The organism is Chryseobacterium sp. AG844 (assembly GCF_003182335.1).
Taxonomy (GTDB): Bacteria; Bacteroidota; Bacteroidia; order Flavobacteriales; family Weeksellaceae; genus Chryseobacterium; species Chryseobacterium cupriresistens.
The window spans coordinates 1-24,882 of sequence record NZ_QGTV01000034.1 but is presented as its reverse complement, the minus strand read 5'-3'; the positions used below and the strand labels follow the sequence as shown (position 1 = coordinate 24,882).

23 protein-coding genes are annotated in these 24,882 nt (G+C 36.9%); 9 read left to right on the top strand and 14 right to left on the bottom strand.

What is annotated here, in order from left to right; genetic code table 11:
• Positions 1-509 precede the first annotated feature (509 nt).
• Together DEU40_RS22230 and DEU40_RS21555 are read right to left on the bottom strand one after the other, a co-directional pair.
• Positions 510-671: a bacteriocin-like protein gene (locus DEU40_RS22230; protein WP_146207893.1), complete on the bottom strand. Its 162-nt coding sequence runs from the start codon at positions 669-671 to the stop codon at positions 510-512.
• 556 nt (positions 672-1,227) lie between these two features.
• Positions 1,228-2,178, bottom strand: coding sequence for an isopenicillin N synthase family dioxygenase (locus tag DEU40_RS21555; protein WP_110011755.1), 951 nt, complete (start codon positions 2,176-2,178; stop codon positions 1,228-1,230).
• An 84-nt stretch (positions 2,179-2,262) separates the two neighbouring features.
• Between DEU40_RS21555 and menD the strand changes: the two genes are divergently transcribed.
• Entirely contained in the window at positions 2,263-3,933 is a 1,671-nt protein-coding gene (menD, locus tag DEU40_RS21550) for a 2-succinyl-5-enolpyruvyl-6-hydroxy-3-cyclohexene-1-carboxylic-acid synthase (RefSeq protein WP_110011754.1), read from the top strand.
• Between the two features lie 2 nt (positions 3,934-3,935).
• Here the strand turns inward: menD and DEU40_RS21545 are convergent, their stop codons facing one another.
• Both DEU40_RS21545 and DEU40_RS21540 read right to left on the bottom strand, forming a co-directional pair.
• Positions 3,936-4,562 carry an aminotransferase class IV gene (locus DEU40_RS21545; RefSeq protein WP_110011753.1) on the bottom strand — a complete coding sequence of 209 codons (627 nt, stop codon included), beginning with the start codon at positions 4,560-4,562 and terminating at the stop codon, positions 3,936-3,938.
• Positions 4,546-5,523 carry an aminodeoxychorismate synthase component I gene (locus DEU40_RS21540; protein WP_110011752.1) on the bottom strand — a complete coding sequence of 326 codons (978 nt, stop codon included), beginning with the start codon at positions 5,521-5,523 and terminating at the stop codon, positions 4,546-4,548. The genes DEU40_RS21545 and DEU40_RS21540 overlap by 17 nt, the downstream gene beginning before the upstream one ends.
• 218 nt (positions 5,524-5,741) lie before the next feature.
• Here DEU40_RS21540 and DEU40_RS21535 point away from each other — a divergent pair, with 218 nt between their 5' ends.
• The 4 genes from DEU40_RS21535 to DEU40_RS21520 all read left to right on the top strand — a co-directional run bounded on the left by DEU40_RS21535 (position 5,742) and on the right by DEU40_RS21520 (position 8,430).
• On the top strand, positions 5,742-6,293 hold the full coding sequence (locus DEU40_RS21535) for a hypothetical protein (RefSeq protein ID WP_228406598.1): 552 nt from the start codon (positions 5,742-5,744) through the stop codon (positions 6,291-6,293).
• Positions 6,294-6,365: 72 nt separating this feature from the next.
• The gene (locus DEU40_RS21530; protein ID WP_110011750.1) at positions 6,366-7,091 is read left to right on the top strand and encodes a beta-carotene 15,15'-monooxygenase; all 726 of its coding nucleotides are present in this window, start codon (positions 6,366-6,368) and stop codon (positions 7,089-7,091) included.
• A gap of 12 nt (positions 7,092-7,103) precedes the next feature.
• A complete protein-coding gene (locus DEU40_RS21525; RefSeq protein ID WP_110011749.1) occupies positions 7,104-8,183 on the top strand; it encodes an AI-2E family transporter in 1,080 nt (359 codons plus the stop codon).
• 10 nt (positions 8,184-8,193) lie between these two features.
• Positions 8,194-8,430, top strand: coding sequence for a DUF3820 family protein (locus DEU40_RS21520; RefSeq protein ID WP_110011748.1), 237 nt, complete (start codon positions 8,194-8,196; stop codon positions 8,428-8,430).
• An 81-nt stretch (positions 8,431-8,511) separates the two neighbouring features.
• Here the strand turns inward: DEU40_RS21520 and uvrB are convergent, their stop codons facing one another.
• Positions 8,512-10,503 carry an excinuclease ABC subunit UvrB gene (gene uvrB, locus DEU40_RS21515; RefSeq protein ID WP_110011747.1) on the bottom strand — a complete coding sequence of 664 codons (1,992 nt, stop codon included), beginning with the start codon at positions 10,501-10,503 and terminating at the stop codon, positions 8,512-8,514.
• A 166-nt stretch (positions 10,504-10,669) separates the two neighbouring features.
• The gene (locus tag DEU40_RS22565) at positions 10,670-10,834 is read right to left on the bottom strand and encodes a hypothetical protein (protein WP_171006346.1); all 165 of its coding nucleotides are present in this window, start codon (positions 10,832-10,834) and stop codon (positions 10,670-10,672) included.
• Between the two features lie 39 nt (positions 10,835-10,873).
• Here DEU40_RS22565 and DEU40_RS21510 point away from each other — a divergent pair, with 39 nt between their 5' ends.
• Complete coding sequence (locus DEU40_RS21510; RefSeq protein ID WP_110011746.1) at positions 10,874-12,091, top strand: PQQ-dependent sugar dehydrogenase; 1,218 nt, start codon at positions 10,874-10,876, stop codon at positions 12,089-12,091.
• 168 nt (positions 12,092-12,259) lie between these two features.
• On the opposite strand, the gene DEU40_RS21505 is transcribed toward DEU40_RS21510, so the two are convergent.
• The 6 genes from DEU40_RS21505 to DEU40_RS21480 form a co-directional block, all read right to left on the bottom strand.
• Complete coding sequence (locus DEU40_RS21505; protein ID WP_110011745.1) at positions 12,260-14,689, bottom strand: TonB-dependent receptor plug domain-containing protein; 2,430 nt, start codon at positions 14,687-14,689, stop codon at positions 12,260-12,262.
• A 162-nt stretch (positions 14,690-14,851) separates the two neighbouring features.
• On the bottom strand, positions 14,852-16,009 hold the full coding sequence (locus DEU40_RS21500) for a pyridoxal phosphate-dependent aminotransferase (RefSeq protein WP_110011744.1): 1,158 nt from the start codon (positions 16,007-16,009) through the stop codon (positions 14,852-14,854).
• A 2-nt stretch (positions 16,010-16,011) separates the two neighbouring features.
• On the bottom strand, positions 16,012-17,088 hold the full coding sequence (locus tag DEU40_RS21495; RefSeq protein WP_110011743.1) for an FAD-dependent monooxygenase: 1,077 nt from the start codon (positions 17,086-17,088) through the stop codon (positions 16,012-16,014).
• 328 nt (positions 17,089-17,416) lie between these two features.
• Positions 17,417-18,793, bottom strand: a complete 1,377-nt coding sequence (locus tag DEU40_RS21490) for a tryptophanase (RefSeq protein WP_110011742.1) — start codon at positions 18,791-18,793, stop codon at positions 17,417-17,419.
• A gap of 93 nt (positions 18,794-18,886) precedes the next feature.
• Positions 18,887-19,504 carry a DUF502 domain-containing protein gene (locus tag DEU40_RS21485; RefSeq protein ID WP_047377240.1) on the bottom strand — a complete coding sequence of 206 codons (618 nt, stop codon included), beginning with the start codon at positions 19,502-19,504 and terminating at the stop codon, positions 18,887-18,889.
• Positions 19,505-19,527: 23 nt separating this feature from the next.
• Positions 19,528-20,106, bottom strand: a complete 579-nt coding sequence (locus DEU40_RS21480; protein ID WP_110011741.1) for a tRNA-(ms[2]io[6]A)-hydroxylase — start codon at positions 20,104-20,106, stop codon at positions 19,528-19,530.
• Positions 20,107-20,307: 201 nt separating this feature from the next.
• On the opposite strand from DEU40_RS21480, the gene DEU40_RS21475 reads away from it, so the two are divergent.
• Positions 20,308-21,477, top strand: a complete 1,170-nt coding sequence (locus DEU40_RS21475; RefSeq protein WP_202840940.1) for a porin — start codon at positions 20,308-20,310, stop codon at positions 21,475-21,477.
• Positions 21,478-21,489: 12 nt separating this feature from the next.
• On the opposite strand, the gene DEU40_RS21470 is transcribed toward DEU40_RS21475, so the two are convergent.
• Both DEU40_RS21470 and DEU40_RS21465 read right to left on the bottom strand, forming a co-directional pair.
• A complete protein-coding gene (locus tag DEU40_RS21470) occupies positions 21,490-22,587 on the bottom strand; it encodes an acyltransferase family protein (protein WP_110011739.1) in 1,098 nt (365 codons plus the stop codon).
• A gap of 146 nt (positions 22,588-22,733) precedes the next feature.
• Entirely contained in the window at positions 22,734-23,621 is an 888-nt protein-coding gene (locus DEU40_RS21465) for a metalloprotease (protein ID WP_110011738.1), read from the bottom strand.
• A gap of 184 nt (positions 23,622-23,805) precedes the next feature.
• On the opposite strand from DEU40_RS21465, the gene rplU reads away from it, so the two are divergent.
• On the top strand, positions 23,806-24,384 hold the full coding sequence (rplU, locus tag DEU40_RS21460) for a 50S ribosomal protein L21 (RefSeq protein ID WP_110011737.1): 579 nt from the start codon (positions 23,806-23,808) through the stop codon (positions 24,382-24,384).
• Between the two features lie 12 nt (positions 24,385-24,396).
• A complete protein-coding gene (gene rpmA, locus DEU40_RS21455; RefSeq protein WP_002984034.1) occupies positions 24,397-24,654 on the top strand; it encodes a 50S ribosomal protein L27 in 258 nt (85 codons plus the stop codon).
• Positions 24,655-24,882: the final 228 nt, after the last annotated feature.

The window sequence follows — 24,882 nt, the reverse complement described above, 5'->3', positions numbered from 1 at the left end:
ACTTATGCTGGACAGCATACACTCCAATTGTCACTCCGTAGGAGTCTCAACAAAGTATCATCAAACAATTTTACAGTATCAAACCGTCTGAGTTAAAGAAATCATAAAGACTTTATAAAAAGAGTATGGATTCCTGCGGAATGATATAGTGGAAAGAAGTGGTACACATGAAAGAGAAGGACGCCGTTGGAACTCTCTAACTTTTTAAGCTTTAAACTCTATAAAAAGAGTCTGGATTCCTACGAAATGACACAGTGGAAAGAAGCAGCACAAATGAAATAGAAAGACGCTATTTACAAGAAAAGTTTTATCTGTTTAGTCTGCTATTTGTAGAATAGAAATCATTCTCCTCTTTTTAAGCTCATAAATTGCTTATCGCAAACAAAATCTGGGCTTATCATTATAAATAGATCTGAGTGGCTGAAATCCGCTTTATTTTAATCCAAAAGAAATAAAAAACCGCTTCTCTGCAGAAACGGTTCTTATTGATGACATTTTGATTTTTTATCTTAGATATCACTGTTCGTGTCCGGGCATTTGAAGTCATCGCTGCAGGTTGCACAAACAATGGTTCCGTTGCAGTAATACATACAGAAATCTGTTTCCGGAAGATTAGCTCCACCTGAAATGTTCTTTAATTGGTTCTTTTGTAGTTTTTTTAGGTTTTTCATATAGTTTTAATTAAAAATTTGTTGTTAAAGTAAAAATAATTAAAATATTTTTAATTATGCAATGTGTGGTATATTTAAAAGTGAAATTTAATATAGCTTTCTATTCTTTTACGCTTTAAGATTTTTCTAATTTTAATTGCTTAATTATTAATATAATAAATAGTAATTTTAAGCTAGCGTTATCCGAAAAGCTTATAGAGTAGGAATACCAAAAACCAATAACTATGAAAAATTTTAAAAAACTTTCAATATAAGACAGAAAATGTATTGTTGCGGGGATTAATTTCCCAGCCTATTGCTTAGAAGGCGGTGGACCGGGAGAAGGTGGCTGTTCTGCAGGACAAATCTGCTCAGGGGGAAAATGTGTTCCTTACGAAAATCCTGGAGGTCGAGAAAATCCTGGAGGTGGCGACGATACTTATACCTGTATCTGTCCATGGGGAACTTTTACACAACCCAATCCGTGCCCCGAATTTTATTGTATAACAGGATAAAAAGATGTAAAATGAATATGTAAATAAAAACGGCTGCCTCAAATAGAGACAGCCGTTTCTTTTTATTTTTTAATCAATCCCAGTTCGATCAATCTTTCATGCAGGAATTCTCCGGCGGTAGTATCTTCGTATAATTTAGGATTGTTTTCATCTACACAGTTCTCAAGTGCATTTAAAGACATGGCACTAATTGGATGCATAAAGAAAGGAATTGAATATCTTGAAGTACTCCACATTTCTCTTGGTGGGTTTACCACTCTGTGGATGGTAGATTTCAATTTGTTGTTGGTATGTCTTGAAAGCATGTCACCAACATTGATCATCAGTTCATCTGGTTCGGCAATGGCATCAATCCATTCTCCATTGTGATTTTGAACCTGAAGACCTTTTCCTTGTGCTCCCATTAAAAGAGTGATAAGGTTGATGTCTCCGTGAGCAGCTGCTCTTACCGCATCATCTGGTTCTTCAGTGATTGGCGGATAGTGAATTGGTCTTAAAATAGAATTTCCTTCGGCGATCTTGTCATCAAAATAAAATTCATCTAAACCAAGGTGTAATGCTAAAGCTCTTAACACATACTGTCCTGTTTTCTCAAGCATCTGGAATGCTTCTTTACCAACTTCGTTGAATCTTGGAAGTTCTTCAACGATTACATTGTCCGGATACTCAGTTCTGTATTTTGAATCATCAGTCAGATACTGTCCAAAGTGCCAAAATTCTTTTAAGTCTCCTTTTTTGAAACCTTTTGCAGTTTCTTTACCGAATCCTACATAACCTCTCTGGCCACCAATTCCTGGAATCTCATACTTTTGTTTCGTTTCCACTGGCTGTTCAAAAAAGTTTTTTACCTCTCCATACAAATCATCCACTAGGTTGTCATCAAGAAAGTGGCCTTTTAAGGCTACAAAACCAATTTCTTCATAAGCTTTTCCGATTTCATTTACAAATTTCTGTTTGCGTTCCGGGTTGCCCGAAAGGAAATCACGCAGGTCTACACTAGGTATTTTATCCATTTTTAGAAATTTACGAACAGCAAAATTACATTTTTTTTAAATTAAATGATTTTAAAATCATTATTTATAAGTTAAATTTGCTGTATGAAAAAATATTCTTCTAAGAGAAGTATCCAAATACTTGCACATCTTCTTCAACAGTACGGAATTGCAGATATCGTAATTTCTCCGGGGTCGAGAAATGCTCCTTTGGCCATCCATTTTTCAGAGGTAGATAGTTTCAACTGTTACAGCATTGTAGACGAAAGAAGTGCTGCTTTTGTTGCAATGGGAATGGCGAAAAGTGAGAAAAAACCAGTAGCTGTTACGTGTACCAGCGGATCTGCTGTAGTTAATTATTATCCTGCGGTTACGGAAGCATTTTATCAGAATGTGCCCCTTTTGGTACTTACTGCAGACAGGCCGACAGATTTTGTTGATATATTCGATGGGCAAACAATCAGGCAGAAGGATGTTTTTCATCAGCATTCCTATGGTGATTTCCAGCTTTTGGAAGACAGTAAGGAGAATGCAGAAGATATTAATTTCGATATCATTAAAAAAGCTATTGAACTTTGCTTTGAGAAGCAAGGTCCGGTACATATTAATATTCCTCTGGAAGAACCTTTGTATGAGCTGGTTTCAGAGCTTCCTACTTTTCCTACGGTAGAAAAGACAATTAAGCATAAAGAGTATGAAATTCCGTCCAATCTGATTGCAGAATGGCATACTTCACAAAGAATTATGCTGTTGGTGGGAACAAGAGACTACAGTCCGGAACTGGAAAACCAGCTGACTCAGTTGGTGAAAAACCATTCTGTTGTGGTACTGAGTGAAGCCAATTCAAACCTGCATCATGAAAAATTCTTCAAACATATAGACCGTTATATTTTCAATTTTACAGAAGAGGATTACAAAAAATATGCTCCTGACCTGTTGATTACAGTTGGGCAGAATGTGGTTTCCAAAAAAGTAAAACAATTCCTCAGAAGTGCCCGTCCTAAACAACACTGGCATCTGGATGAAGTGTGGCAGCCTGATACTTATTTCTCACTCACAGAAAAGATCGAGGTAAAACCTGAGGTTTTCTTCTCAAAACTGCTGAAATTTATCAATCTGGAACCAAGACCTTATTATAACCTTTGGGACGTCTTAAGGGATAAAAAAGATGCTAAACACGAACAGTTTTTAAATACAATTGATTTCTCAGATTTTTATTTCTTCAATAAAGCGTCACAAACAATTCCTGAGAATTATAATATTCATTTCAGTAACTCCTCGGGGATCAGGTATGCGCAGCTGTTTGATTTTGGGAAGAGAAAAATGTACTGTAACAGAGGAACAAGCGGTATTGACGGATCTACCTCTACGGCAATGGGATTTGCCATTAAAAATGAAAATCCAACCTTATTGATTACAGGAGACCTGAGTTTTTTCTATGATATCAATGGTCTTTGGAACCAATATATTCCGCCATTTGTAAGAATTATGATCTTCAATAACGGTGAAGGAAATATCTTTAAAATTATTCCGGGGCCTGGAAATGCCAATCCGAATACTCTGGACGAATTTATTGCTACAAAACACCGTAAAAATGCAGAATCTCTGGCGAAACATTTTGGCTTCTCCTACATCCGGGTAGAGGATGAGCTTACCCTGGACAGAGTTCTTGAGAATTTCTTCAAACCTGATGCGCAGCCAAAAATCCTGGAAGTAAATACTCACGGGAAGAACAGCGCAGATGTACTGAAATCGTATTTTGAATTTATGAAATAAATTTAAAGGTCAAGATATTCTTCATTCCCCGGCAGATTGATAATTCTATCGATAGGATAGATAAACATATCATCAAAATCGTTCAACGCATTAATGATCTGGAAATGGGTGAATTGCTTTATATTCTGTAAAGTGATCTCCGTTTCTTTGATCTTTTTATGCTTTAAAAGATGTTGTCTCTGCACACCGTTCAACAGGTAAGTAGAAGGGGTAAACCAGTCTTTTCCTTTTAAAAATAAAATGTTGGAGAAAGAGGTATCAGTGATATGATTATTTTTAACGATGATAATTTCTTCTGCTTTTGCTTTCATCTTCATTTTATCAAGCTCTTTGCGGTCTTCAAACTTGAATGAATAATCAAAGCTGTTGTTTTCCACCAGCTGAAAGTCCTGTATTTCGGGAATCGCATAAGGAATCATCTGTGTTCTGATCTTTTTATCAAGGTCATAAGCAATTCTCAGCTTGAAAAGACCATCTTCATCATGCTGCAGATTTTTATAGATCTTGGCCAGATCAATAGAGTCTTCTTTCCCGAAATGGGAAAATGTTTGGTTGACACGTTTCTGATGTAGATCCAATAGAAAAACCTCCTGATCTTCTACTTTAATGCTTTCAATGAATTGGGACATAGATTTTATTTTTCATTTCCTGATATTCGTCTTCTAATTTGCTCATGTGCGTTATACCGCCTCCGCTTTTGAAATACAATTGATCTTCTTCTTTTTCAATAAAGCGTATCATTACACAGCTGTCTACATTTTGGCCGTCAAACCAACCACAGATTCCCGTGTAATATCCTCTGTCGTACCCTTCCGCATCCAGAATAATTTCCAGTGTTTTAGGTTTGGGAGCTCCTAAAATAGAGCCTGCCGGAAGCAGTTTCTTCATAATACTTCCTACTTTTCCCTCATATTCAGGTTTTATCATCCCTGAAATTTCGGAACTCATTGCATACAGATCCTTCTGCCGGGTTTTGATAAAATCAATCTGTTGGAACTGATCTACCTTTACATCGTCAGCTACCATGCTTAGATCGTTCCGAAGGAGATCTACAACCGTGTAATGCTCTGCCTTCTCCTTTTTATCATTCTTAAGAATTTCTGCTGCATTTTCAATAGATGCATCAATGGTTCCTTTCATGGGATAGGTGAAAATTTTTCCGTCAATGATCTTTATAAAAGTTTCCGGAGAAAAAAATACAAAAAAATCTTTATAAAAAACTTTGTATTTCGCATTTGAATGATAAAAAATTTCTTCCAAGGTTAAATTAGTCTCAATACGTGTTTTTCTAGTGTAGTTTACTAAGTAAGAGTTTCCTAAACGAATATTTTTCTGAACTTTATCAAAGCCGGCCTGAAAGCTCTCCAATGTTTCAGGAAAGGATTTCCAAACTACTTTTTTATTCAGCGCATGAGTTTCTTTTGAGGTTGAAAATTCTTGAAAATCAACAATTAAACCCTGTTTTTCAATTTCATTTTCCTGATAGATTTCAACATTCTCCGAGAGAAAGTCGATGATGAAAAAATAGGGAACCTTCTGAAGAGAAAGCTCGTCCATTTCCATAAATTTTTGATGATTCACTGAAAACATTCTGCAAAAGTACTTATTGATGTTTACTTTTGCATAAATTTTTTATGATGCAGAACAAATATCCTCAGAAACCGGGAATAGATTTTATATTGAAGCAGGCTTTTTTTTATTGGAATAAAACACTCGTTTTTCAGTTGATGTTTTCCATTTTTTACTTTGGAATTTTCCTCACAGTATTTTTCGCCGCAGATCTCAAATATAATATTTTGAGCCAGTACATGGAAACTAGCAAGTATCTTAAGGATGGTATGCAGGCCTATGCTGCACAATATACCAAAATGGTTTCTACTCCGGAATTTCAGAATTTTTCTCTGATGATTGTGGGAACTATGATTTTTCTTTATCCTCTCAATATCGGGTTTTATCAGATTTACAGAAAAATTGATCTTAAAGAAAAGCTGGAACTGAGAGATTTATTGGTGGGATATAATGGCCTTAACTTTTTTAAGTACATAGGATATTATATTTTCTGGTTTTTCATTTATATCAATGCTGCCCAGACTATTATTCTTGGAATCGTTTGGGTGATAGCAACTGTATTTGTTGCTCCGTTGATGTTTTTTACCAATAAAAGAATCTTTGAATCCATTTCCCTGAATTTTAAAGCGCTCAGAATGTATTTTCTGGAAATAACGGTATGTGTAATCGTTGCCTTTCTATTTAAGTATTTGGGCTTTGCCCTATTTTTTATTGGAGGATTATTTACTTTTCCTTTTTGGAATGCAATGATTTACTCATTGTATAAAACCGTTTTTTCGGAGAAAAGTTAAAATTCATTCGTGTTTAATGGGATTTTTTACTAAAAAAAAGTAAATTTGGTAAAATCATTAAATATTTAAACTATGTCTGAATTTAACGAATTTGATCAACAGGGCTCTGTACCCAACAGAGAAACGGGATCAATTATTTCTCATGCTTTTGAAATGTACAAAGGCGTTTTCGGTTACGGAATTGTAGCTATGATCATCTACCTGATCGGAGGCTCTGTTATTCAAATGCTTACAGGGTTTGACTCTGCTTCTATGGTGGAAGAAATGAAATCAGGAGGAGATTTTAATTACTGGAGTGCTCCGGGACTTCCTTTATATATGGGAGCATCCAGCCTTTTCGGCCTTTTATTATCTCCCTTGTATGTAGGATTGATCTATATGGTCAATAAATACAATACCAAAAGTCCGATTGAATTTTCTGATCTTTTTATCGGATACCGCCAGAATTTTGTAAACATCCTGATTTATAGTCTTCTTGCGTGGATAATTTCTTCCATTGCGCTGGCATTATGTGTTCTGCCTATCATTTTTGTATATCCTTTCCTTTTAATAGGATATCCGATTCTGTTATTTGAAAATGCTTCAGCTACAGAGGCTTTATCAAAGTCGTTCAATATTGCTAAAGAAAATTATGGAACTTTCTTATTAACCGGATTTTTAGGATTTTTGATTTCTATTGCAGGAATTATTCTTTGTGGAATAGGGATTATCCTGACTGCTCCGTTTATTATGATTGTAATGTACTCTACGTATTGCGCTTTCTTAGGAAAACCAAGACAGATTATGTACAGCAAATAAAATATAAAATACATGATGAATAAGGACAAACAAATAAGCAGTGTTGCGATAAAGCAGATGTCGTTACTGGCCATCATTCTGGTATTGACCGGATTGATCTGCTTTAATCTGGCATTGTTTATTCCCTCGGTTCTGGGAGCGATTACCATTTATGTGGTCTGCAGAAAGTATAATTTTTATCTGCAGGAAGAAAAGAAATGGAAACCGTCACTGGCTGCTTTTGCATTGATGTTTGCAAGTCTTATTGTTCTTATTCTTCCGATCTATTTTATTGCCGATCTGATTATTGATAAACTGGGAAATGCACAGGCTTATATGGCCAAGTTCAATGTTTTCCTGGATAAAATACATGCTTATATTTTCTCAAAAACAGGGTTTGATATTCTGAGCAAAGAAAATATGGCAAAACTGAAAGATAATGTAGGAAAATTTTCTACTTCTGCAGTCAGTGGGACATTCAATACGCTTACAGTTGTGATGTCCATGTATTTTATTCTTTATTTTATGTTGGAAAAACCGAGGCTCTTTGAAAAGATTCTGACTTCTTCCGCTCCGCTGAAGAGAGCAAATATCTCTCTGATTGGCGATAAAATGAGAAAATTAATCATGGCAAATGCTATCGGAATTCCGGTTGTAGCAGTAGGGCAGGGGATTGTTGCTCTCATCGGTTATCTGATTTTTGGAGCACCGGGAGCAGCATTGCTTTTTGCATTAACGGCTGCCGCTTCTGTAATTCCTGTAGTAGGAACGGCTATTATCTACGTTCCCGTGTGCATTTTTATGATTGCGGAAGGTAATACCGGACAAGGAATTGGTTTAGCAATCTACTGCCTTGTGGTGGTAGGACTTACTGATAATCTTCTACGTTTTACCCTTTTAAAGAAACTGGAAAATATTCACCCATTGAATACCGTATTCGGAATCATTATGGGAATGAATCTGTTTGGGTTTATGGGACTGATTTTCGGACCTATTCTGATCTCATTGACACTTCTTCTGGTGCAGGTATATAGAAACGAATTTTCGGATGAAGATACTCCTCCGGATCTTGAACTGCCCGCTCAGGATGATATTAAAGAACAATTAATTTAATTATATAAAAGTGGAAGGACTTAATCCCGAAATATTAAAAGAAATCTGTGTCATGAAAATGCCTTTCGGTAAATATGAAGGAACGGTTCTGGTGGACCTTCCCATCAGCTATCTGGAATGGTTTAATAAAAACGGAATGCCAAAAGGAAAATTGGGAATGCAGCTTTCAACGGTTTACGAAATCAAGTTAAACGGATTGATGGATCTTTTGACTCCTATCCGGGCAGCAGTAAGGAATGGATTATAAAAAAATTAAAAAATACCCATTTTAGTATATAATTTCGGCGGCATCGAAGATGCCGCCGAAATTATTTTATCATTAATCCTTTTACGCTTTCAATGCTGAAATTTCATCTCTCAGCTTGGCAGCTTTAATAAAGTCGAGATTTTTTGCTGCCGCTTCCATTTCTTTTTGTTTTTGGGCAATCATTTTCTCAATATCCTCAGTGGCGTAGGTTGCTTTTGTTTCGGCAACTTTCTGAAGAATTTCCTTTTGAGTATATTTTTCATCAGGGAAGTCTTTGCTTCTTCCTACAAGATTTTCAGATATCTTTTTATTTAATGCTTTTGGCTTCAGACCGTGCTCTTCATTGTACTGCATTTGCTTGGCTCGTCGGTATTCGGTTTCATCCAGAGTAGCCTGCATAGATTTTGTAATTTTGTCAGCATACATGATTGCCTTTCCGTTCACGTTTCTTGCGGCACGCCCTACGGTCTGGATCATTGATCTTCTGCTTCTCAGCATTCCTTCTTTATCAGCATCCAGAATGGCAACCAGAGAAACTTCAGGTAAATCCAGACCTTCTCTTAATAAGTTAACCCCAATCAATACATCAAAAAGCCCTAAACGAAGATCCTGCATAATCTGAATACGCTCCAGAGTCTCTACATCTGAGTGAATATATCTCGTTCTGATTCCGAATTTGGTGAAGTACTTGGTAAGTTCTTCCGCCATTTTCTTGGTTAAAGTAGTCACCAGTACCCTTTCATCCGCATCGGCTCTTTTCTGGATTTCTTCCATCAGATCATCAATCTGGTTCAGTGAAGGTCTTACTTCGATAATCGGATCTAAAAGCCCTGTAGGACGGATAATCTGTTCTATATAAGCACCTCCCGTTTTTTCAAGTTCATAATCTGCAGGTGTTGCAGAAACATAAATAACCTGATTCTGAATAGCTTCAAATTCTTCAAACTTTAAAGGTCTGTTGTCCATTGCAGCAGGAAGTCTGAAACCGTATTCCACCAATGCTTCTTTTCTGCTTCGGTCTCCTCCGTACATGGCATGAACCTGTGGAACGGTTACGTGACTCTCGTCAATAACCATTAAAAAATCTTTAGGGAAATAGTCAATCAGGCAGAAAGGTCTTGTTCCCGGAAGACGGCCATCCAGATACCTTGAATAGTTCTCAATTCCTGAGCAATAGCCAAGTTCTTTGATCATTTCAAGATCAAGTTCTGTTCTTTCCTGAAGGCGTTTTGCTTCTAAAGGCTTCCCGACAGAACTAAAGAAATCAACCTGTTTTACCATGTCATCCTGAATCTCCTTAATGGCGCCATTTAAGGTCTCCTTCGATGTTACAAAAAGATTGGCAGGATAAATCTGTATCTGATCAAAATTATCTTCTACATTTCCTGTTACCGGATCGAAACTTTGAATCTTTTCAATTTCATCTCCAAAAAACTGAATTCTGATTGCATTATCCGTGTAGGCAGGGAAAACATCAATGACATCTCCTTTTACACGAAATGTTCCTCTCTGGAATTCATTTAGCGTTCTCGCGTATAGTGCGTTAACTAATGAATGGAGAAGAGCAGTTCTTGTAACTTTCTCACCAATGGCGATAGAAATCAAAGATTTATGAAATTCCGTAGGGTTCCCGATACCATAGATACATGAAACAGAAGCTACAATCAAAACGTCTCTTCTTCCCGAAAGAAGGCTGGCAGTTGCAGAAAGACGTAGTTTTTCTACCTCTTCATTGATGCTCAGGTCTTTTTCAATATAAGTTCCTGTTGTGGCAATATAAGCCTCAGGCTGGTAATAATCATAGTAGCTGACAAAGTATTCCACTGCGTTTTCGGGAAAAAACTCTTTAAACTCCATGAAGAGCTGTGCAGCAAGCGTTTTGTTGTGTGCCAGTACCAGAGTTGGACGTTGTACTTTTTGTATAACATTCGCAACAGTAAAGGTTTTTCCGGAACCTGTTACCCCTAAAAGCGTTTGATATTTCTCACCAATCTCTATTCCTTCAGTAAGTTTTTCAATAGCTTGGGGCTGATCTCCGGTAGGTTTATATTCTGAGTGAAGCTTAAAATCCATAGAAAAGAATGTATACAACAAAAATACGAAAGAAATTATTAGGCTGTATAATGTTTTGAAGGTGAATATTTTGATAATAAAATTTTAACTTATCTACCTTGATTTTTGATTTTTTGAAGTTGTCTGACTAAGAAAAATTAAAAGCGCTGAAAATAGCGCTTTATTGTTAGGGCCGTGTAAAAGTCATGGTTGCCGGAACTTTCAATACTGAAGCAACGGCTTTTCCATCTTTCATTGCAGGTATCCATACTGTTTCATTATTGATTTCAGTGACTGTTTTTAAAAGTTCCCGGTTCAGAATTTCATTTTCTCCCGAAGTGGTTATTGGCATTATTTTTCCATTCGTTGTATTACACCTAATCATAATAACATGAAAATCAATTCATTTTACTTTCCTGTAGTAAGCCTTTTTCTTTTTTTGTCATCATGCAAAGAGAATCATGCGAATGCTCAAAAGACAGGAAATGACGGAAGTGTAGAAACAGAAAACCCTAATTCTGATTACAGGCCGGCATTTAAAGGACAGACGAGAATTAAGGCCGTAAAGACGACAACAGCCTATAACGTTGAAATATTAAATAAAGATTTGGGAAGACCCTGGGGCATTATCAATTTACCTGATGGGAAATTCCTCGTCACCGATAAGAAAGGGTACATGAATATTGTTTCACCAGATGGGAAGCAGGTCTCCAAAATAGAAGGCTTTCCAAAAGTAGATTCAAAAGGGCAGGGAGGAATGCTGGATGTTACTCTTGATCCTGATTTTAAAACCAATAGTATTATTTTCTTCAGCTTCTCGGAGCCATTTGGAAAAGGAAACTTAACATCTGTTGCCAAAGGAAAGCTTTCGGCAGATCTTAAAAGTATTTCAGAGGTAAAAGTTATTTTCCGTGCAGAACCTTCTTATGATGGAGATAAACATTATGGAAGCCGTCTTGCTTTTGATAAGGATGGAAACTTATTTGTCAGCACAGGAGAAAGATCAGATAAAGTTACCCGTGTATATGCCCAGAAAACAGATAATTATCTTGGGAAAATTTTAAAAATTACAAAGGATGGGCAACCGGCTCCGGGAAATCCTTTTATCGGAAAATCAGGATTTAAACCGGAAATCTACGCTTATGGAGTCCGGAACCCGCAGGGAATGGCCATCGATCCCAATGGCAATCTATGGGATGTTGAAATGGGGCCAAGAGGTGGTGATGAAATCAATCTGATCCAACCCGGAAAAAATTACGGTTGGGGAGATGTAACCTATGGAATTGAATATTCCGGAAATAAAGTAGGACAGGGTATCACTCAAAAAGAAGGAACAGAACAGCCGGTCTATTATTGGGATCCTGTGATCTCACCAAGTGGAATAACTTTTTATACAGGAAATATAGACGAATGGAAAGGCAATCTGTTTATCGGATGTTTAAGCGGTGAGCATATTGACAGAATTGTCATGAAAGACAATAAAGTAGTAGGAGAAGAACGTCTTCTTGCAGATCAGAAAGAGCGTTTCCGGGATGTATTAAATGGAATGGATGGAAATCTGTATGCCGTAACAGATAGCGGTAAACTTTATAAAATTTCAAAAAAATAGGAAAGAACTGTATCAAAGATTAATAATTTCACCTTTGTCATTCTGACGAAGGAAGAATCTCATTTATAAACCAATAATATAAGATTCTTCACTACATTGTTGAACTACGTTCGCAGACCTTCAGTCTGTGTTCAGAATGACATTTTGATACAGTTTCTTTTTATTCTCTTAAAACTTAAAATTAAGTCTGGCAAAAACCTGTCTTCCGGAAAATCCCATCTGAACAGGATCAAAAATACCTCCACCTTCTGTGTTACCATCACTTACCTGGGTGGTTTGCAGGGTAGGATATCTGTTGAACAGATTTTTACTGCCCAGGGTTACATTGAGATTCTTACTAAATTCATAACCAAAAGAAAGGTCTGTTGTTACTTTTGGATTATAAACCTGTTCTGTACCGTCATAACCAATCAGCGTGACCTTATCAAATCTTACCAGCTGCAGATTCGCATTGAATTTACTGATCTTATAATTCAGGTTTAAATTCACTTTTGTTTTCGGAGCAGAAGCAAGAATAAAAGCCTTTTCTCTTTCGCTCAGGTAAATGTCTTCTTTTCCTGCCAGCTTTTCCGAAGTATTTACTTTGTTGATTTCCATATCATTATAGTTCCCCGCTAATGTAGCAGTCAGTTTCCCGGAGCCTATATTTTCATTATAGCTCAAGATAAGGTCAACTCCTTTCGTGCGCGTATCAATTGCATTGGAAAAGAACTGTACCTGATCAATAAACGGATTTTCTGCCTGAACCTCTGCCGGCAGGTCTGCCTGTGTAAAATATCCGGTAAGAACAATTCTGTTTTTTACCTCAATATAATATCCATCCACTGTTGCCGTGAATTTTCCTGTGTTAAAAGTGAATCCTGCACTCCCGTTCACCGATGTTTCCTGTTTCAATTGAGGGATTCCGAGACTGCTTGCCAGTTTGCTGTCATTAGACGCCAGCTGAATAGTCACCAATTCACCTTCCTGGAAGTTGGTAAACTGCTGGCTGTAGTATTTTTGAGCCAAAGAAGGAGCCCTGAAACCCGTAGAAACAGATCCGCGGAAAGCAAACTGAGGAGTAAATGCATATCGTGTAGCAAACTTACCATTCAGTGTACTTCCGAAATCATTATAATTTTCAAACCTTCCGGCAACGCTTATCATCCAGTTTTTAGTCACATCCAGTTCAGTGTCTATGTAGGCAGCAAAGTTATTTCTGCTTTTACCGATATCTGTAGAATACCCCGGGAATCCCTGCGAACCGCCTGGCCTTACGCTATTGTCATTTAAAGGGTTGGTAACCAGTAAACTCTCAGGGGTGTCTGGTGTAACAGGATTTCCGTTTTTATCATACATGGTATAGGAGGCTTCTTCTCCTTTAATGATATCAAATTTTTCATATCTGAATTCTGATCCGAAAGCAATATTCAGTCCTTCCAGTACCTTAAATTGTTTCACGGCATTAAATCCTGTTGTATTTTGCAGCAGAGAATGTCCTCCTGCATTAAAGCTTGTTGGAGATTTGACTCCTAAAGTGGCATTAATTGTATTATCGATCTGATAAGTGAATCTGTTGTTGCCAAAAGCATTATAAAAATCTACATCCCAGTCGGCCACTTTGAATTTTAAGCCGTTGTCAAAAGTGAAATCTGTAATGCTGGTGTTTTCAATCGGGTTGAACCCTGCAGGGTACACTTCGGGGATATTGCCATCTGCATCAGGCGTTCTGGTCCATGCATAAGCCTTAGTATTTCTATGTGAAAAACCCTGGCGGGAATAGAATTTCAGCCCATCAGATAAAGGAAGTTCAATATTTCCGAAAAAGTAAATATTTTGAGCCTTGGCATCTCCGAAACGCTGTCTTGGAGCTGTGTAAATATCCGGATTTGCGTTTCGTATGGCGTAATCTTTATTAACAAACTCTACTGTAAAGTTTCCAAAACCGCCTTTTGAGCCTATTTTGGTCCCTAAATTTCCACTGAAATCAAAGGTCGTTCCGTCTACTTTGTGATCAGAAACAACATCATTGTTTCCGGGGCTTTTAAAAAGGTTCATGCCATAAAAAGCATTTCCTTCAAAACCTTTGTCTCTGTCATTCAAAATAACGTTGATAACTCCTGCAATAGCATCAGAACCGTATTGGGCGGAAGCTCCGTCACGAAGAACTTCCACTCTTTTTATAGCACCGATCGGAATGGTGTTCATGTCATATCCGGTGTTTCCTCTTCCTTTGGTTCCAAAAAGGTTGATCAGTGAAGACTGGTGATATCTTTTTCCATTCAATAAAAGTAAGGTCTGATCGGGACCAAGACCTCTTAAAGTCGCCGGATCTACAGCATCAGCACCATCGGATCCTGATTGCTTGTTGGAGTTGAAAGAGGGCGCAGAAAATTGTAAAAGCTGATTGACTTCTATCTGCCCTGTAGACTGGCTTACCTGCTTAATGTCGATGATGTCAATAGGAACAGGAGTATTAACCACCGTTCTCTTTTTGTTACGGCTTCCTGTAATGGCTACTTCGTCGATCTTGGATTCTTTCAACGTGTCTTTTATCTGCTGGGCATAAGAGAAGGTAGACACTCCAAGTAAAATGATACTGATGTATTTTATCTTCATAATAATAATTTTGAGTGATGATCCGATCAAAATTATTAATATTTATTTTTAAATCCATACTGAAATTAAATATTTAGTATGAATATCTTAATTTAACATTGATTTGTGATAAATTCGGAAAAATAATAATTAATTACACAAATTTAATTAAAAATTTTAACGTTAAAAGCTGGTAATGATTCTGTTAATTCCTTCTTCCAAAATTTCCGTGGATGTTGAAAAGCAAATTCTTATATGTCCTTCGGCTCCTTTGCCGAACCATCTTTCTGATCCCGGAACAATGGCTACTTTTCCCTGCTGCAGAACATGCTGGGCGAACTCATCACTTGTCATTCCGTTTTCAATCTTTGGAAACAATACAAACGTAGCTTCAGGCAGATTAGGGGTTACAATTTCTGAACGGCTTAATAGTCTGAACGCAAGATCTCTGTTGTTCTGTAAATGAGCCAGAAACTCTTTGTACCAGGGCTTTGCTTTCTCCAATGCTACACTTCCCGCGATTTGCGATAAAGTAGAAACACCTTCTATTGTGGAATTGAAATTGGATTTCTCTGTGAAGTCTTCAAGAATATCCTGGTCATTACATAAGACAGCACCTATTCTTAATCCTGCTATTCCGAATGATTTTGAAAATCCATAGACCGTAAAGCTTTTTTTCCTGGCCTTCTCCGAAACAGAAGAATAGGTATGGAAGTCTTTATCATCATAAATAATATCACTCCAGATTTCATCACTCATCACCCAAAGATCATGAGCAGATGCAATTTCTGCCACTTGTATTAAAACCTCTTTAGAATAAACTTTTCCAAGCGGATTGTGAGGATTGCATAGGCTGATAAGTTTAGTCCTGGGATTAATTAAGGAAACCAGTTTTTCAAAATCAATTTCTCCTGTTGTTGTATCCACAGGGCAAAGCATTACTTTTCCACCTGCAGTTTCTACCGATTTTTTGAAAAGAAAATCAACGGGATCCAGGATAATGGCTTCATCTCCGGGATTAAGAACGTAGGATGCGATAAGAAACATTCCCTGGGCAGCGCTATTGACTGCCAATACATTTTCTGGTGAGAAACTTCCGTGTTTTTCTGTGTTAAAATGATCTGCAACGCTTTTCTTAAACTCAGGAAGTCCGGAAAACGGCCCATAGCTTAGGTAGCCGTCTTTCAGGTATTCAATAATTCCCTGTTCTATTTCAGGAGCGGTTCTGAAATCGGGGTCGGCTGCCGTAAGAGGAATGATTCCGTCTTCCAGGGCTGCCCATCTTCCGTTGTAGGCTTTTCTTTTCAGGGCTTCAAAGTTGATGTCGTTATTGGTAAACATATTTATTTATAAGATATGGGTAAAATATTTTCAGTCTGTTGATGGAGCGGGAGTAAAAACTGCTTAAGCAATGTTCTTCCATTATGAATGTGAATCTCTATTTCGGGCTTTCTGCTTGCCTCATATTTATGGAAGACTTTCTGTGCATTTCCTTCTTCAACTAAGTATTTCGTTAATACAAAAGCATCTTTCAGAGCTGAAGTAACTCCCTGGCTGGTAAATGGAATAAGTGGGTGCGCTGCATCCCCGATGAATACGAAATTATTTTTGTAAAAAGGGTTTAACTCTTCCAGTTCATATACATTCCATAAATGTACATTTTTATAATGTGATTTCTGTATAATTTCCGGGACTAAAGGATGCCAGTTTTCGAAAACGCCAAGCATATATTTCTTTAAGTTTTCTGCGGAACATTCATTGATCATATATTTTTGATTGTCAAACTGTGAATACCAAAGAATGGTATCATCAGAAAGCTTAAGAATACCGAAAGTCAGCCCGCCTTCCTCATGGTGAAACTTCATAAAGTCATTATCAATAACATCTGCAATTTCTTTATTCTGAATGATATTGACGACTTCACTTTCTCTTACTATTCTCATGGTTTCATCTCGAAAAAGACTTCTTCTGATCCGGCTTCTGGAGCCATCAGAGATCACTGCAATATCAGCGTCAATATCAGTTCCGTCAGAAAGTTTCAGTTTTCCGTTCTGCTGGGCATCAGGAATAATAGTTTCTTCATAAGTTATTTTGCCGGGAGTGAGGTTTTGTGTCAGTAAGCTGATTAATGAATGTCTTGAAATGGCAAAAACATTGTTCAGTTCTTTTTCTGCAAGAATTTTTCCGGTGTGGGAATATTGGATGTATTTTTTCAGGAAATTTCCATGTTGGAGAAGAACATCAGGATCAATGATCTGATAAAGATAATCCATTCCTTCTTTCGGAATGAGAAAACCGTGACCTGCCAGATCTTTCTTTTTTCTCCTTTCGTAAATATGATAATCAATATTGTATTTTTCTAAGTAATTCGCCATGCTTAAGCCGGAAATACCGGCGCCCACGACAGCAATTTTCTTCATTTTTCGGAATAAAGTATTTTTCAGGTTGGTTTTTTAAGTATATTTTAAATATCCTTTAGATCAATACAAAATTAAATTAAAAACATTCACTATTTCAAAAATGCCATTATTTAATTTTTATTTCCTGAAAAATAAGACAAAAAGAATAAGATATGCCGGATAATAAAAATATATGTTTGGTTTATATTTATTTATAAAAAAGATTTATTTTCAATATTTAAATAGCTTTAATTTATTTAATTGGTAATGTGAAGACTGAGATTGTTTTTTGCTTAAAAACTCTCACTTCTGGTGCATAAAAAAACCGGAAGAAATTCCGGTTTTATGATTAAGCTTTTTCAAGCTGAACAGTAAAATGTCTTAAGATTTCCGGTTCCCATGTAATCTTGTATCCTTTTGCTATTTCATCACGTCTTTCATATACGTTTCTGATAGCAGCCGCAATATAATCCATGTGGTTGTTGGTGTAGGTTCTTCTTGGAATAGCCAGTCTTACCAGCTCTAATTTCGGATAGCGGTTTTCTCTGGTCGCTGGATCTCTGTCTGCCAGTAATGTTCCGATTTCTACAGTTCTGATCCCTGCTTCCTTATAAATTTCCAGTCCTAAGGTCTGAGCCGGATATTCTTCACGGGATACATTCGGAAGAAAGTTTAAAGAATCGATGAATACAGCATGTCCTCCGATAGGTTTTTGAACAGGAATTCCATATTCAATTAATTTATTACCCAGATATTCAACCTGAGAGATTCTGCTTTCAAGATAAGCAAACTCTGTAGCTTCATCAAGACCTACGGCCAATGCAGCCATATCTCTTCCGGCCATTCCTCCGTAAGTAATGAAACCTTCGTAAATGATGGTGAAGTTGGACGCTTTTCTGAAAACTTCTTCGTTATTCAAAGCAATGAATCCTCCGATGTTTACTAAACCGTCTTTTTTAGAACTCATTGTCATTCCGTCTCCGTAGGAAAAAATTTCCTTGCAGATATCCTTAATGCTTCTGTTTTCCTGTCCTGCTTCTCTTTTTTTGATGAAGTAAGCATTTTCCGCAAATCTCGCTGAATCAAAGAATACCGGGATTCCGTACTGGTCTGAAAGGGCTTTCACGGCTTTCATATTTTCCAGAGAAACAGGCTGTCCTCCTGAAGAGTTACATGTAATGGTAATTAAACAGAAAGGAATGTTTTCTTTAGGATGGCTTTTATAAACTTCTTCCAGTTTTTCAAGGTTGATATTTCCTTTGAAAGGATGAAGATCATTAATATCAAAAGCTTCGTCTATCGTACAATCGATAGCGTGTGCCTTTCTGAATTCGATATGTCCTTTTGTTGTATCAAAATGTGAGTTTCCCGGAACCACATCGCCTTCTTTTACCAATACTGAGAAGAGAACGTTTTCTGCAGCTCTTCCCTGGTGGGTAGGTAATAAATATTTGAATCCTGTTATTCTTTCAACAGTTTTTTGTAATTGTTCAAAAGAACGTGATCCGGCATAGCTTTCATCTCCGGTCATTAAAGCAGCCCATTGTTTATCAGACATAGCCCCCGTTCCTGAATCGGTAAGCAGGTCAATATAAACATGTGAAGATCTTAGGTTGAAAAGGTTATAATTAGCTTCTTTAAGCCATTGCTCTCTTTCTTCTCTGGTGGATTGATAGATTTCTTCCACCATTTTAATGCGGAAAGGTTCCGCGTACGGTAAATTCATGAGTTAAATTATGTTTTAAATTGTTTGTAAAGAAAATGTGCTTGAAAATAATTTTTCAAAATTCATCAATGTATAGATAAGTCGGAAAAGGGATTATTCCGGAGCCTTAAATATATTTTCATCAGAATGGAATCCGGCTACACCGCCGCTCACAGCAAATTTCATGGCAGAAGCTGCTGTCATTCCTACTACAGGTTTGATGTTTTTTTCTTCAGTAACAATTACCCAGCCCGAGATGGCATACGAGTGGGGAAGATATACCGCAACGTAATTATGCTTATCAACGTCCGACATTTCTTTTTGAGTTAAAAAGCCAATTCTCCAGATTTCCGGATTTTCATTGGTTTTTACCCATACGGGATCGTTGAATTTTTTCTTGTCGCCTACAAATGAAGACATGACGTCTTTCGTAGGAGTATAGATGTGTTTTACTCCCGGAGTTTTCTCCAGTAAGCTGTCCATCGTGTCGAAAAAGAATCTTCCGACTACGAATTTATTTCCTAAATACCCCAGAATAGCCGTAAACAGGATGATAGATACAAATACAAGCCCCGGAATCTGCTTGGCAAGAGAAGGCACAAGGTTGTCAATCGCACTTACAATATACCAGATCACAAAAATAGTAAGCCCGATAGGCCCAATGATAACCAACCCCTGAAAAAAATTCTTCAGGAACAGATTGGCAATATTTTCAAAGCTTGGCTTCTTCAAGGTGTATTCTTTACTATTTTATTTTAACCGTGAATCGTTTCTTTATTTCCGTAGGATTTAATAATGCTGGCCTCATATTCCAGCCATTCTTCCCAACGTTTGTTTACTTTTTCAGGATTTCCCAGTTGTCTTGCAAAGCCGATAAAAGTAGTGTAATGATTGGCTTCGGAAATCATCAGTTCTTTGTAAAAAACTTTAAGCTCTTCGTCTTTGATATTTTCGGTAAGAACTTTGAATCTCTCGCAGCTTCTGGCTTCAATCATTGCGGCAAACAGCATTTTGTCTACGATGAGGTCTTCTCTGCTTCCCTGAATGATAAATTTTGCCAGCTCATTCACGTAATCATCTTTTCTTGCTCTTCCAAAAGTAAAGCCTCTTTTTTTGATGATTTCATGTACCTGATTGAAATGATCCAGTTCTTCTTGTGCAATGGCAAGAAGTTCTGTTACAATCTCAGGATATTCCGGAAGCATCGTGATCAGGCCTATTGCATTGGTTGCTGCTTTTTGCTCACACCAGGCATGATCCGTTAAAATTTCTCCAATGTTTCCTTCTGCAATATTTGCCCACCTTGGGTCGGTAGGTAGTTTCAACTTAAACATGTTGTAAATTTTTTGTAAATTTAAACAAATTGGACATATTTAATGCTTCTGATGTGACAGATTTTATTTTCTATTGAATTTTGTACAATCAGAACTGTCTTTTTTGTAGCATTGCAAATATGAATTAATGATATCCTGTTATTTTACGGTAATAAAAAAACTAATGACTCAATCACAATGATTAGACAATACTATTTGCCCATGCTATTTTCATTACTTTTTACGGTGAAAGGACTACCTGTCTATGGTCAAAATGTAAAAGATTCAGTTGAGATATCTCTAAGACCCTATGCGAGTCTTCGCGGTCATATGGCAGTGTATGACCATAAAATGGAACTTCAGGAAAATGCATCAAGAATCGGAATGGAGCTGAATATCAAAAAAGGAACATTGGGTTTTATTGCAGGCGGAGAAGTGCAGTTAAATATGTTTCGTGGAAGTACCTCATTTAATGTGGATGGAAGCCTTTCCAGTGGATTTGTTTCGATAGAATCCTCACAATCTAGACAGGTTTTCGGTAATAGGCTTGGTTATTTGGGAATTGATCTGGGGAAATATGGAATCCTTACCATTGGGAAGCAATGGGGTGTTTATCGGGACATCACTTCTTACACTGACCGGTTTAATGTTTTTGGGGCAAGAGCATCTGCTACATTTGTCGGAGGTACTGATGGTGGAGAAACCGGAACAGGACGTGCGGATCAGGCCCTTATTTACCGCAACCGCTTTGGAAATCTGTATATCGGAGGGCAGATCCAGGCCAGAGGGGGAAATAATGATCATTTTATTGATGGATTTGGTGGCTCTGTTCAATATAAAATTACAGATGGTTTTTTTGCCGGAGCAGCTTATAACAGGGCTTTTCTGAGTGACCGTCTAATACAGAATGGCGGGGCAATAGGTATTACCGGCCAACCCACTTATTTTTCTTTAGGAGCAAAGTACACCGGGAAAATTTTGGATTGGAGTGTTCTTTTTGTTCTGCATAAAAACGGAGATTTTTCACAGAGTTTTTATCAGAACCCTGGAATGGAGGTAGCTCAATCAATTATGGTATTCAATGCTAAAGGACTGGAGTTTTTTGGAAAATATAAACTTGATAAGTTTTCTATTCTTGCGGGATATAATTTATATGTCCCGGATATAAAAAATACAGAAATAATTTCCGGGCAGTATCATCTGGATCCGGGTTTTAAAAGGAATGATTGTATTGTTGGTGTTTCTTATCACCCCTTTAATTTTGTCCAGATTTATTCAGAACAAAGAATTTCTATGGGTAAAACATCATTGGGAGAAAGAGAAAAAAGTGTTTTTACTCTTGGACTAAAAATTGATCTCTCCAAAACTTTCATTAAAAATTTTGACCTTTAAAAGATATAATTATTATGATTTATTATTGGCTGTGTTTTTCCTGAAGTATTCTAAAAGTCTCCAGCCTGTTTCATCTACTTTTTTCAATCCTGCTGAAATAATGAAGGCTAAAATAATATTAATCCCATAAATAATGAGCATTAAAAGCCACCATGGCATATTTTCTTTTAGTGGAACTACCAGGAAATAAACGAGCGAAGAGCTTATTCCCTGTGCAAAATAGAAGAAAATAGCATTCTTCCCGATATAGGTAATAAAGTTTTCTTTTGTGATCTTCAGCCGGTTGTAAAGAACAAATAAGGTTACCAGAGAGAATAATGCCCAGATGATATAAGGGATTTTCGGCGGGAATTTATTTTTATTGATTTTGTAGAAAATATCTCCTCCATAGTACCAGAACATCCATATAAGAGCCATTCCTGTAAGTGCATATAGTACAGGAATTGCTTTGGTGGAGATCTTTTTTCCACGCATTTTGTGTCCTGTTAAAAAAACAGCAAGGTAGAAAGCAACATATCCCACTTGTCCTGTTGGGTAATATTCCGGGAAGATATTGAATAGCAAGCTTAAAGCAATACAAAGTCCGATGAACCAATTGATATGTTTCGGGAAGAACCTTAAAATAAGGACACCGAAAACGGTAAGTACATAATAGACTTTTAAATACCAGAAGCTTCCCATTACTACCGGAAACGTGTCGGCATTGGTGTACTGATGAAGATACCAGTTTCCGAGATTTTCCCATTGAGGATATGCTGAAACACTGGTTGCGGAGTATTTTGAACCAAATGTTGAATAAAAGTTCTGCAGCCATTCCATGGAAAAGAAACTCAGGCCAAACACTTTAAAGAAGTAATCTAAAAAGAACAGGAAAGTCACAAAAATCATATAGGTGATCTGGAGTTTCAGAAGACGATATAATGTTTTTTCAATATTCGCTCCCGAAGTGATTCCGCTCAAAGCATAAAAAAGAGCTACGTCAAAAACAAGCGAGAAAACTCTTACTTCAGCGGGAATATAAAATTGTCCAGACCAGAAAGCGGTATGGATAAATATGATGGAAAGTGTTGCCAGTCCTTTGGCGAAATCAATATAGAGATCTCTGTTCATTATAGGTGGGTTGGAAGTTCTTTGTAATTTTTTCAAAAATACAAACAAATTGATTGTTTAAGACATAAAAGATTTTTTAAACAAAAAAGGGGCGGAACATACTGCCCGCCTCCTTTCTTAAATATGCTAAAAATGAATGTTCTCGTTTATTGAAGATGTTTAAATTCTTCCGCAGAAATTTCTCCTGTCTGAATTTTTCTCAGCTCATCTATATATTGACTCATGTAGGCATCAATTTCAGGATTTACTGTGTTTTTAGCCATCTTATAAGTGCCATTTAAAACTCCCTGATAATAATAGAAGAAGTTGTAATCGAAATTGGAGGCATTAAGATCGTACTGGCCCAGAAGGAATCCTAAACGAACTGCCGATCTTCTCTGTGCCGGTGTTCCATGGTGGTTTACATTTGTTGTCTGATAGTCACCGATACTTTGAGCAAACTCATAGGCTGCCGCAATTTCCGGGAAGCTGGTTTTATTGTACCCGTTAGGTCTTCTCAGATAATATCCTGCAAAACCGTCTGCCTCAAGCTCGTTCGGTCTGTATGTTGACTCCGATACCGAAGGAAGATTGAAGATATACTGCAGCTGATGTCCGTATTCATGAGCAAGAATCATTGCGTTTACAATATCACCGCCTTTTGATTTTGCATCGTAATAGATAGCATAACCATAATAAATTCGTCCATTACCATAAGAAATGGCATTGTAGGTAGAATTAAAATTGGTAGGGTCATTTACAAATCGCAGAACAGGGTTACTTCTTCCCCACATGCTTGCAATCTTAGTCATTTGTGCATTCATAAAATTGGTGTCTGTGGAGTTTTGAAGCCCGGTCAGTAAGACTGAATTGGTGCTCCAGTTGTTGTCTACATAGGAGCATCCTTTTTCAGTAGTTCCCGGCTGATCAACTTTTGCACTCAGTGCTTCTTGTTGAGGTTGAACATTGTTGTCCATTTGGTCATCACTACATGCTGTCAATGAAGTTACAGCAATGGCACCTGCTAGTAAGCAGAGATTAAAGTTTCTTTTCATATATAATATCAATTTGGTAAAACGAATTTATGAAATTATCTCTTAATTGTGAGTACATTAATAAAAAAAATTAATCAAAATAAAGTGAATAAGATTTTATTTGAAAAAACATTGCTTTGATTGTAAGCTATTTAGAAATTTATATGTATATTTGCACCTCGAAATAACTAAAAATTTATAAACAATGTTTGCAATTGTAGAAATAGCAGGGCTTCAATACAAAGTTGAGCAAGACCAGAAGTTGTTTGTAAACCGTTTAAAAGGAGATAAAGGAGGAAAAGTTTCTTTCGATAAAGTTCTTCTTACTGTAAACGGTGCAATCACTGTAGGCGCCCCAGCTGTAAACGGAATCACTGTAGAAGCAGAGATCCTTGACCACGTTAAAGCTGATAAAGTAATCGTTTTCAAAAAGAAAAGAAGAAAAGGTTACAAAGTGAAAAACGGTCACAGACAATCTTTAACTCAAATCGTAATCACTGGTATTACAGGTTTTGAAGGTGGTGCTAAAAAAGCTGCTGCTAAAAAAGAAACTGTGAAAGGTGAAGTTCTTTCTGACAACGCAACTGTTAACTTTGGTGAAGATCACGAGTTGAACTATCACTTAAAGAAAAACAACTTGTCTCAGTCTAAAGAGAACAGAGAAACTTTAATTACTTTAGGTAAAGCAGTTAAAGTTGAATTAGAAAAGAATGTTCTTACTCATGAAGAAGTAGATGCTGCTATCATTAAGAACATCGATCAATTTAAAGCACTTAATAAATAATCCAGTAATAAAATGGCACACAAGAAAGGAGTCGGTAGTTCCAAGAACGGTAGAGAGTCTCACTCTAAAAGATTAGGTGTGAAGATTTTCGGAGGACAAGAAGCTATTGCCGGAAATATTATTGTTAGACAAAGAGGTACTCAGCACCACCCAGGTGATAACGTGGGAATCGGTAAAGACCACACTTTGTTTGCATTAGTAGATGGTAAAGTAGTTTTCAGAAAGAAAGCAAACAACAGATCTTTCGTATCTGTAGAACCAAACGCATAATTTAAGCGTTTTATAAAAATTAAAACCTCAGTTTTTTACTGAGGTTTTTTTTATGTATGTCTCGTCCTGAAAAAGGTTGACTAAAAAACCATAAAATTAGTCATCCTTATGAATCTAAAAAAAACATCGTCCCCTGTCCAAGAATACAGTGAGGCATTCAAACGACAAGTTGTCTCTGAATATGAACGGGGACTATATACAAAATCCCAATTGCAAACTCGATACAAT

What these genes read in the sequence shown, in the direction of transcription:
- DEU40_RS22230 (WP_146207893.1), bottom strand. Translation starts at nt 671, where the DNA reads ATGAAAAACCTAAAAAAACTACAAAAGAACCAATTAAAGAACATTTCA.
- DEU40_RS21555 (WP_110011755.1), bottom strand. Translation starts at nt 2,178, where the DNA reads ATGGATAAAATACCTAGTGTAGACCTGCGTGATTTCCTTTCGGGCAAC.
- menD (WP_110011754.1), top strand. Translation starts at nt 2,263, where the DNA reads ATGAAAAAATATTCTTCTAAGAGAAGTATCCAAATACTTGCACATCTT.
- DEU40_RS21545 (WP_110011753.1), bottom strand. Translation starts at nt 4,562, where the DNA reads ATGTCCCAATTCATTGAAAGCATTAAAGTAGAAGATCAGGAGGTTTTT.
- DEU40_RS21540 (WP_110011752.1), bottom strand. Translation starts at nt 5,523, where the DNA reads ATGTTTTCAGTGAATCATCAAAAATTTATGGAAATGGACGAGCTTTCT.
- DEU40_RS21535 (WP_228406598.1), top strand. Translation starts at nt 5,742, where the DNA reads ATGGAAACTAGCAAGTATCTTAAGGATGGTATGCAGGCCTATGCTGCA.
- DEU40_RS21530 (WP_110011750.1), top strand. Translation starts at nt 6,366, where the DNA reads ATGTCTGAATTTAACGAATTTGATCAACAGGGCTCTGTACCCAACAGA.
- DEU40_RS21525 (WP_110011749.1), top strand. Translation starts at nt 7,104, where the DNA reads ATGATGAATAAGGACAAACAAATAAGCAGTGTTGCGATAAAGCAGATG.
- uvrB (WP_110011747.1), bottom strand. Translation starts at nt 10,503, where the DNA reads ATGGATTTTAAGCTTCACTCAGAATATAAACCTACCGGAGATCAGCCC.
- DEU40_RS22565 (WP_171006346.1), bottom strand. Translation starts at nt 10,834, where the DNA reads ATGCCAATAACCACTTCGGGAGAAAATGAAATTCTGAACCGGGAACTT.
- DEU40_RS21510 (WP_110011746.1), top strand. Translation starts at nt 10,874, where the DNA reads ATGAAAATCAATTCATTTTACTTTCCTGTAGTAAGCCTTTTTCTTTTT.
- DEU40_RS21505 (WP_110011745.1), bottom strand. Translation starts at nt 14,689, where the DNA reads ATGAAGATAAAATACATCAGTATCATTTTACTTGGAGTGTCTACCTTC.
- DEU40_RS21500 (WP_110011744.1), bottom strand. Translation starts at nt 16,009, where the DNA reads ATGTTTACCAATAACGACATCAACTTTGAAGCCCTGAAAAGAAAAGCC.
- DEU40_RS21495 (WP_110011743.1), bottom strand. Translation starts at nt 17,088, where the DNA reads ATGAAGAAAATTGCTGTCGTGGGCGCCGGTATTTCCGGCTTAAGCATG.
- DEU40_RS21490 (WP_110011742.1), bottom strand. Translation starts at nt 18,793, where the DNA reads ATGAATTTACCGTACGCGGAACCTTTCCGCATTAAAATGGTGGAAGAA.
- DEU40_RS21480 (WP_110011741.1), bottom strand. Translation starts at nt 20,106, where the DNA reads ATGTTTAAGTTGAAACTACCTACCGACCCAAGGTGGGCAAATATTGCA.
- DEU40_RS21475 (WP_202840940.1), top strand. Translation starts at nt 20,308, where the DNA reads ATGCTATTTTCATTACTTTTTACGGTGAAAGGACTACCTGTCTATGGT.
- DEU40_RS21470 (WP_110011739.1), bottom strand. Translation starts at nt 22,587, where the DNA reads ATGAACAGAGATCTCTATATTGATTTCGCCAAAGGACTGGCAACACTT.
- DEU40_RS21465 (WP_110011738.1), bottom strand. Translation starts at nt 23,621, where the DNA reads ATGAAAAGAAACTTTAATCTCTGCTTACTAGCAGGTGCCATTGCTGTA.
- rplU (WP_110011737.1), top strand. Translation starts at nt 23,806, where the DNA reads ATGTTTGCAATTGTAGAAATAGCAGGGCTTCAATACAAAGTTGAGCAA.
- rpmA (WP_002984034.1), top strand. Translation starts at nt 24,397, where the DNA reads ATGGCACACAAGAAAGGAGTCGGTAGTTCCAAGAACGGTAGAGAGTCT.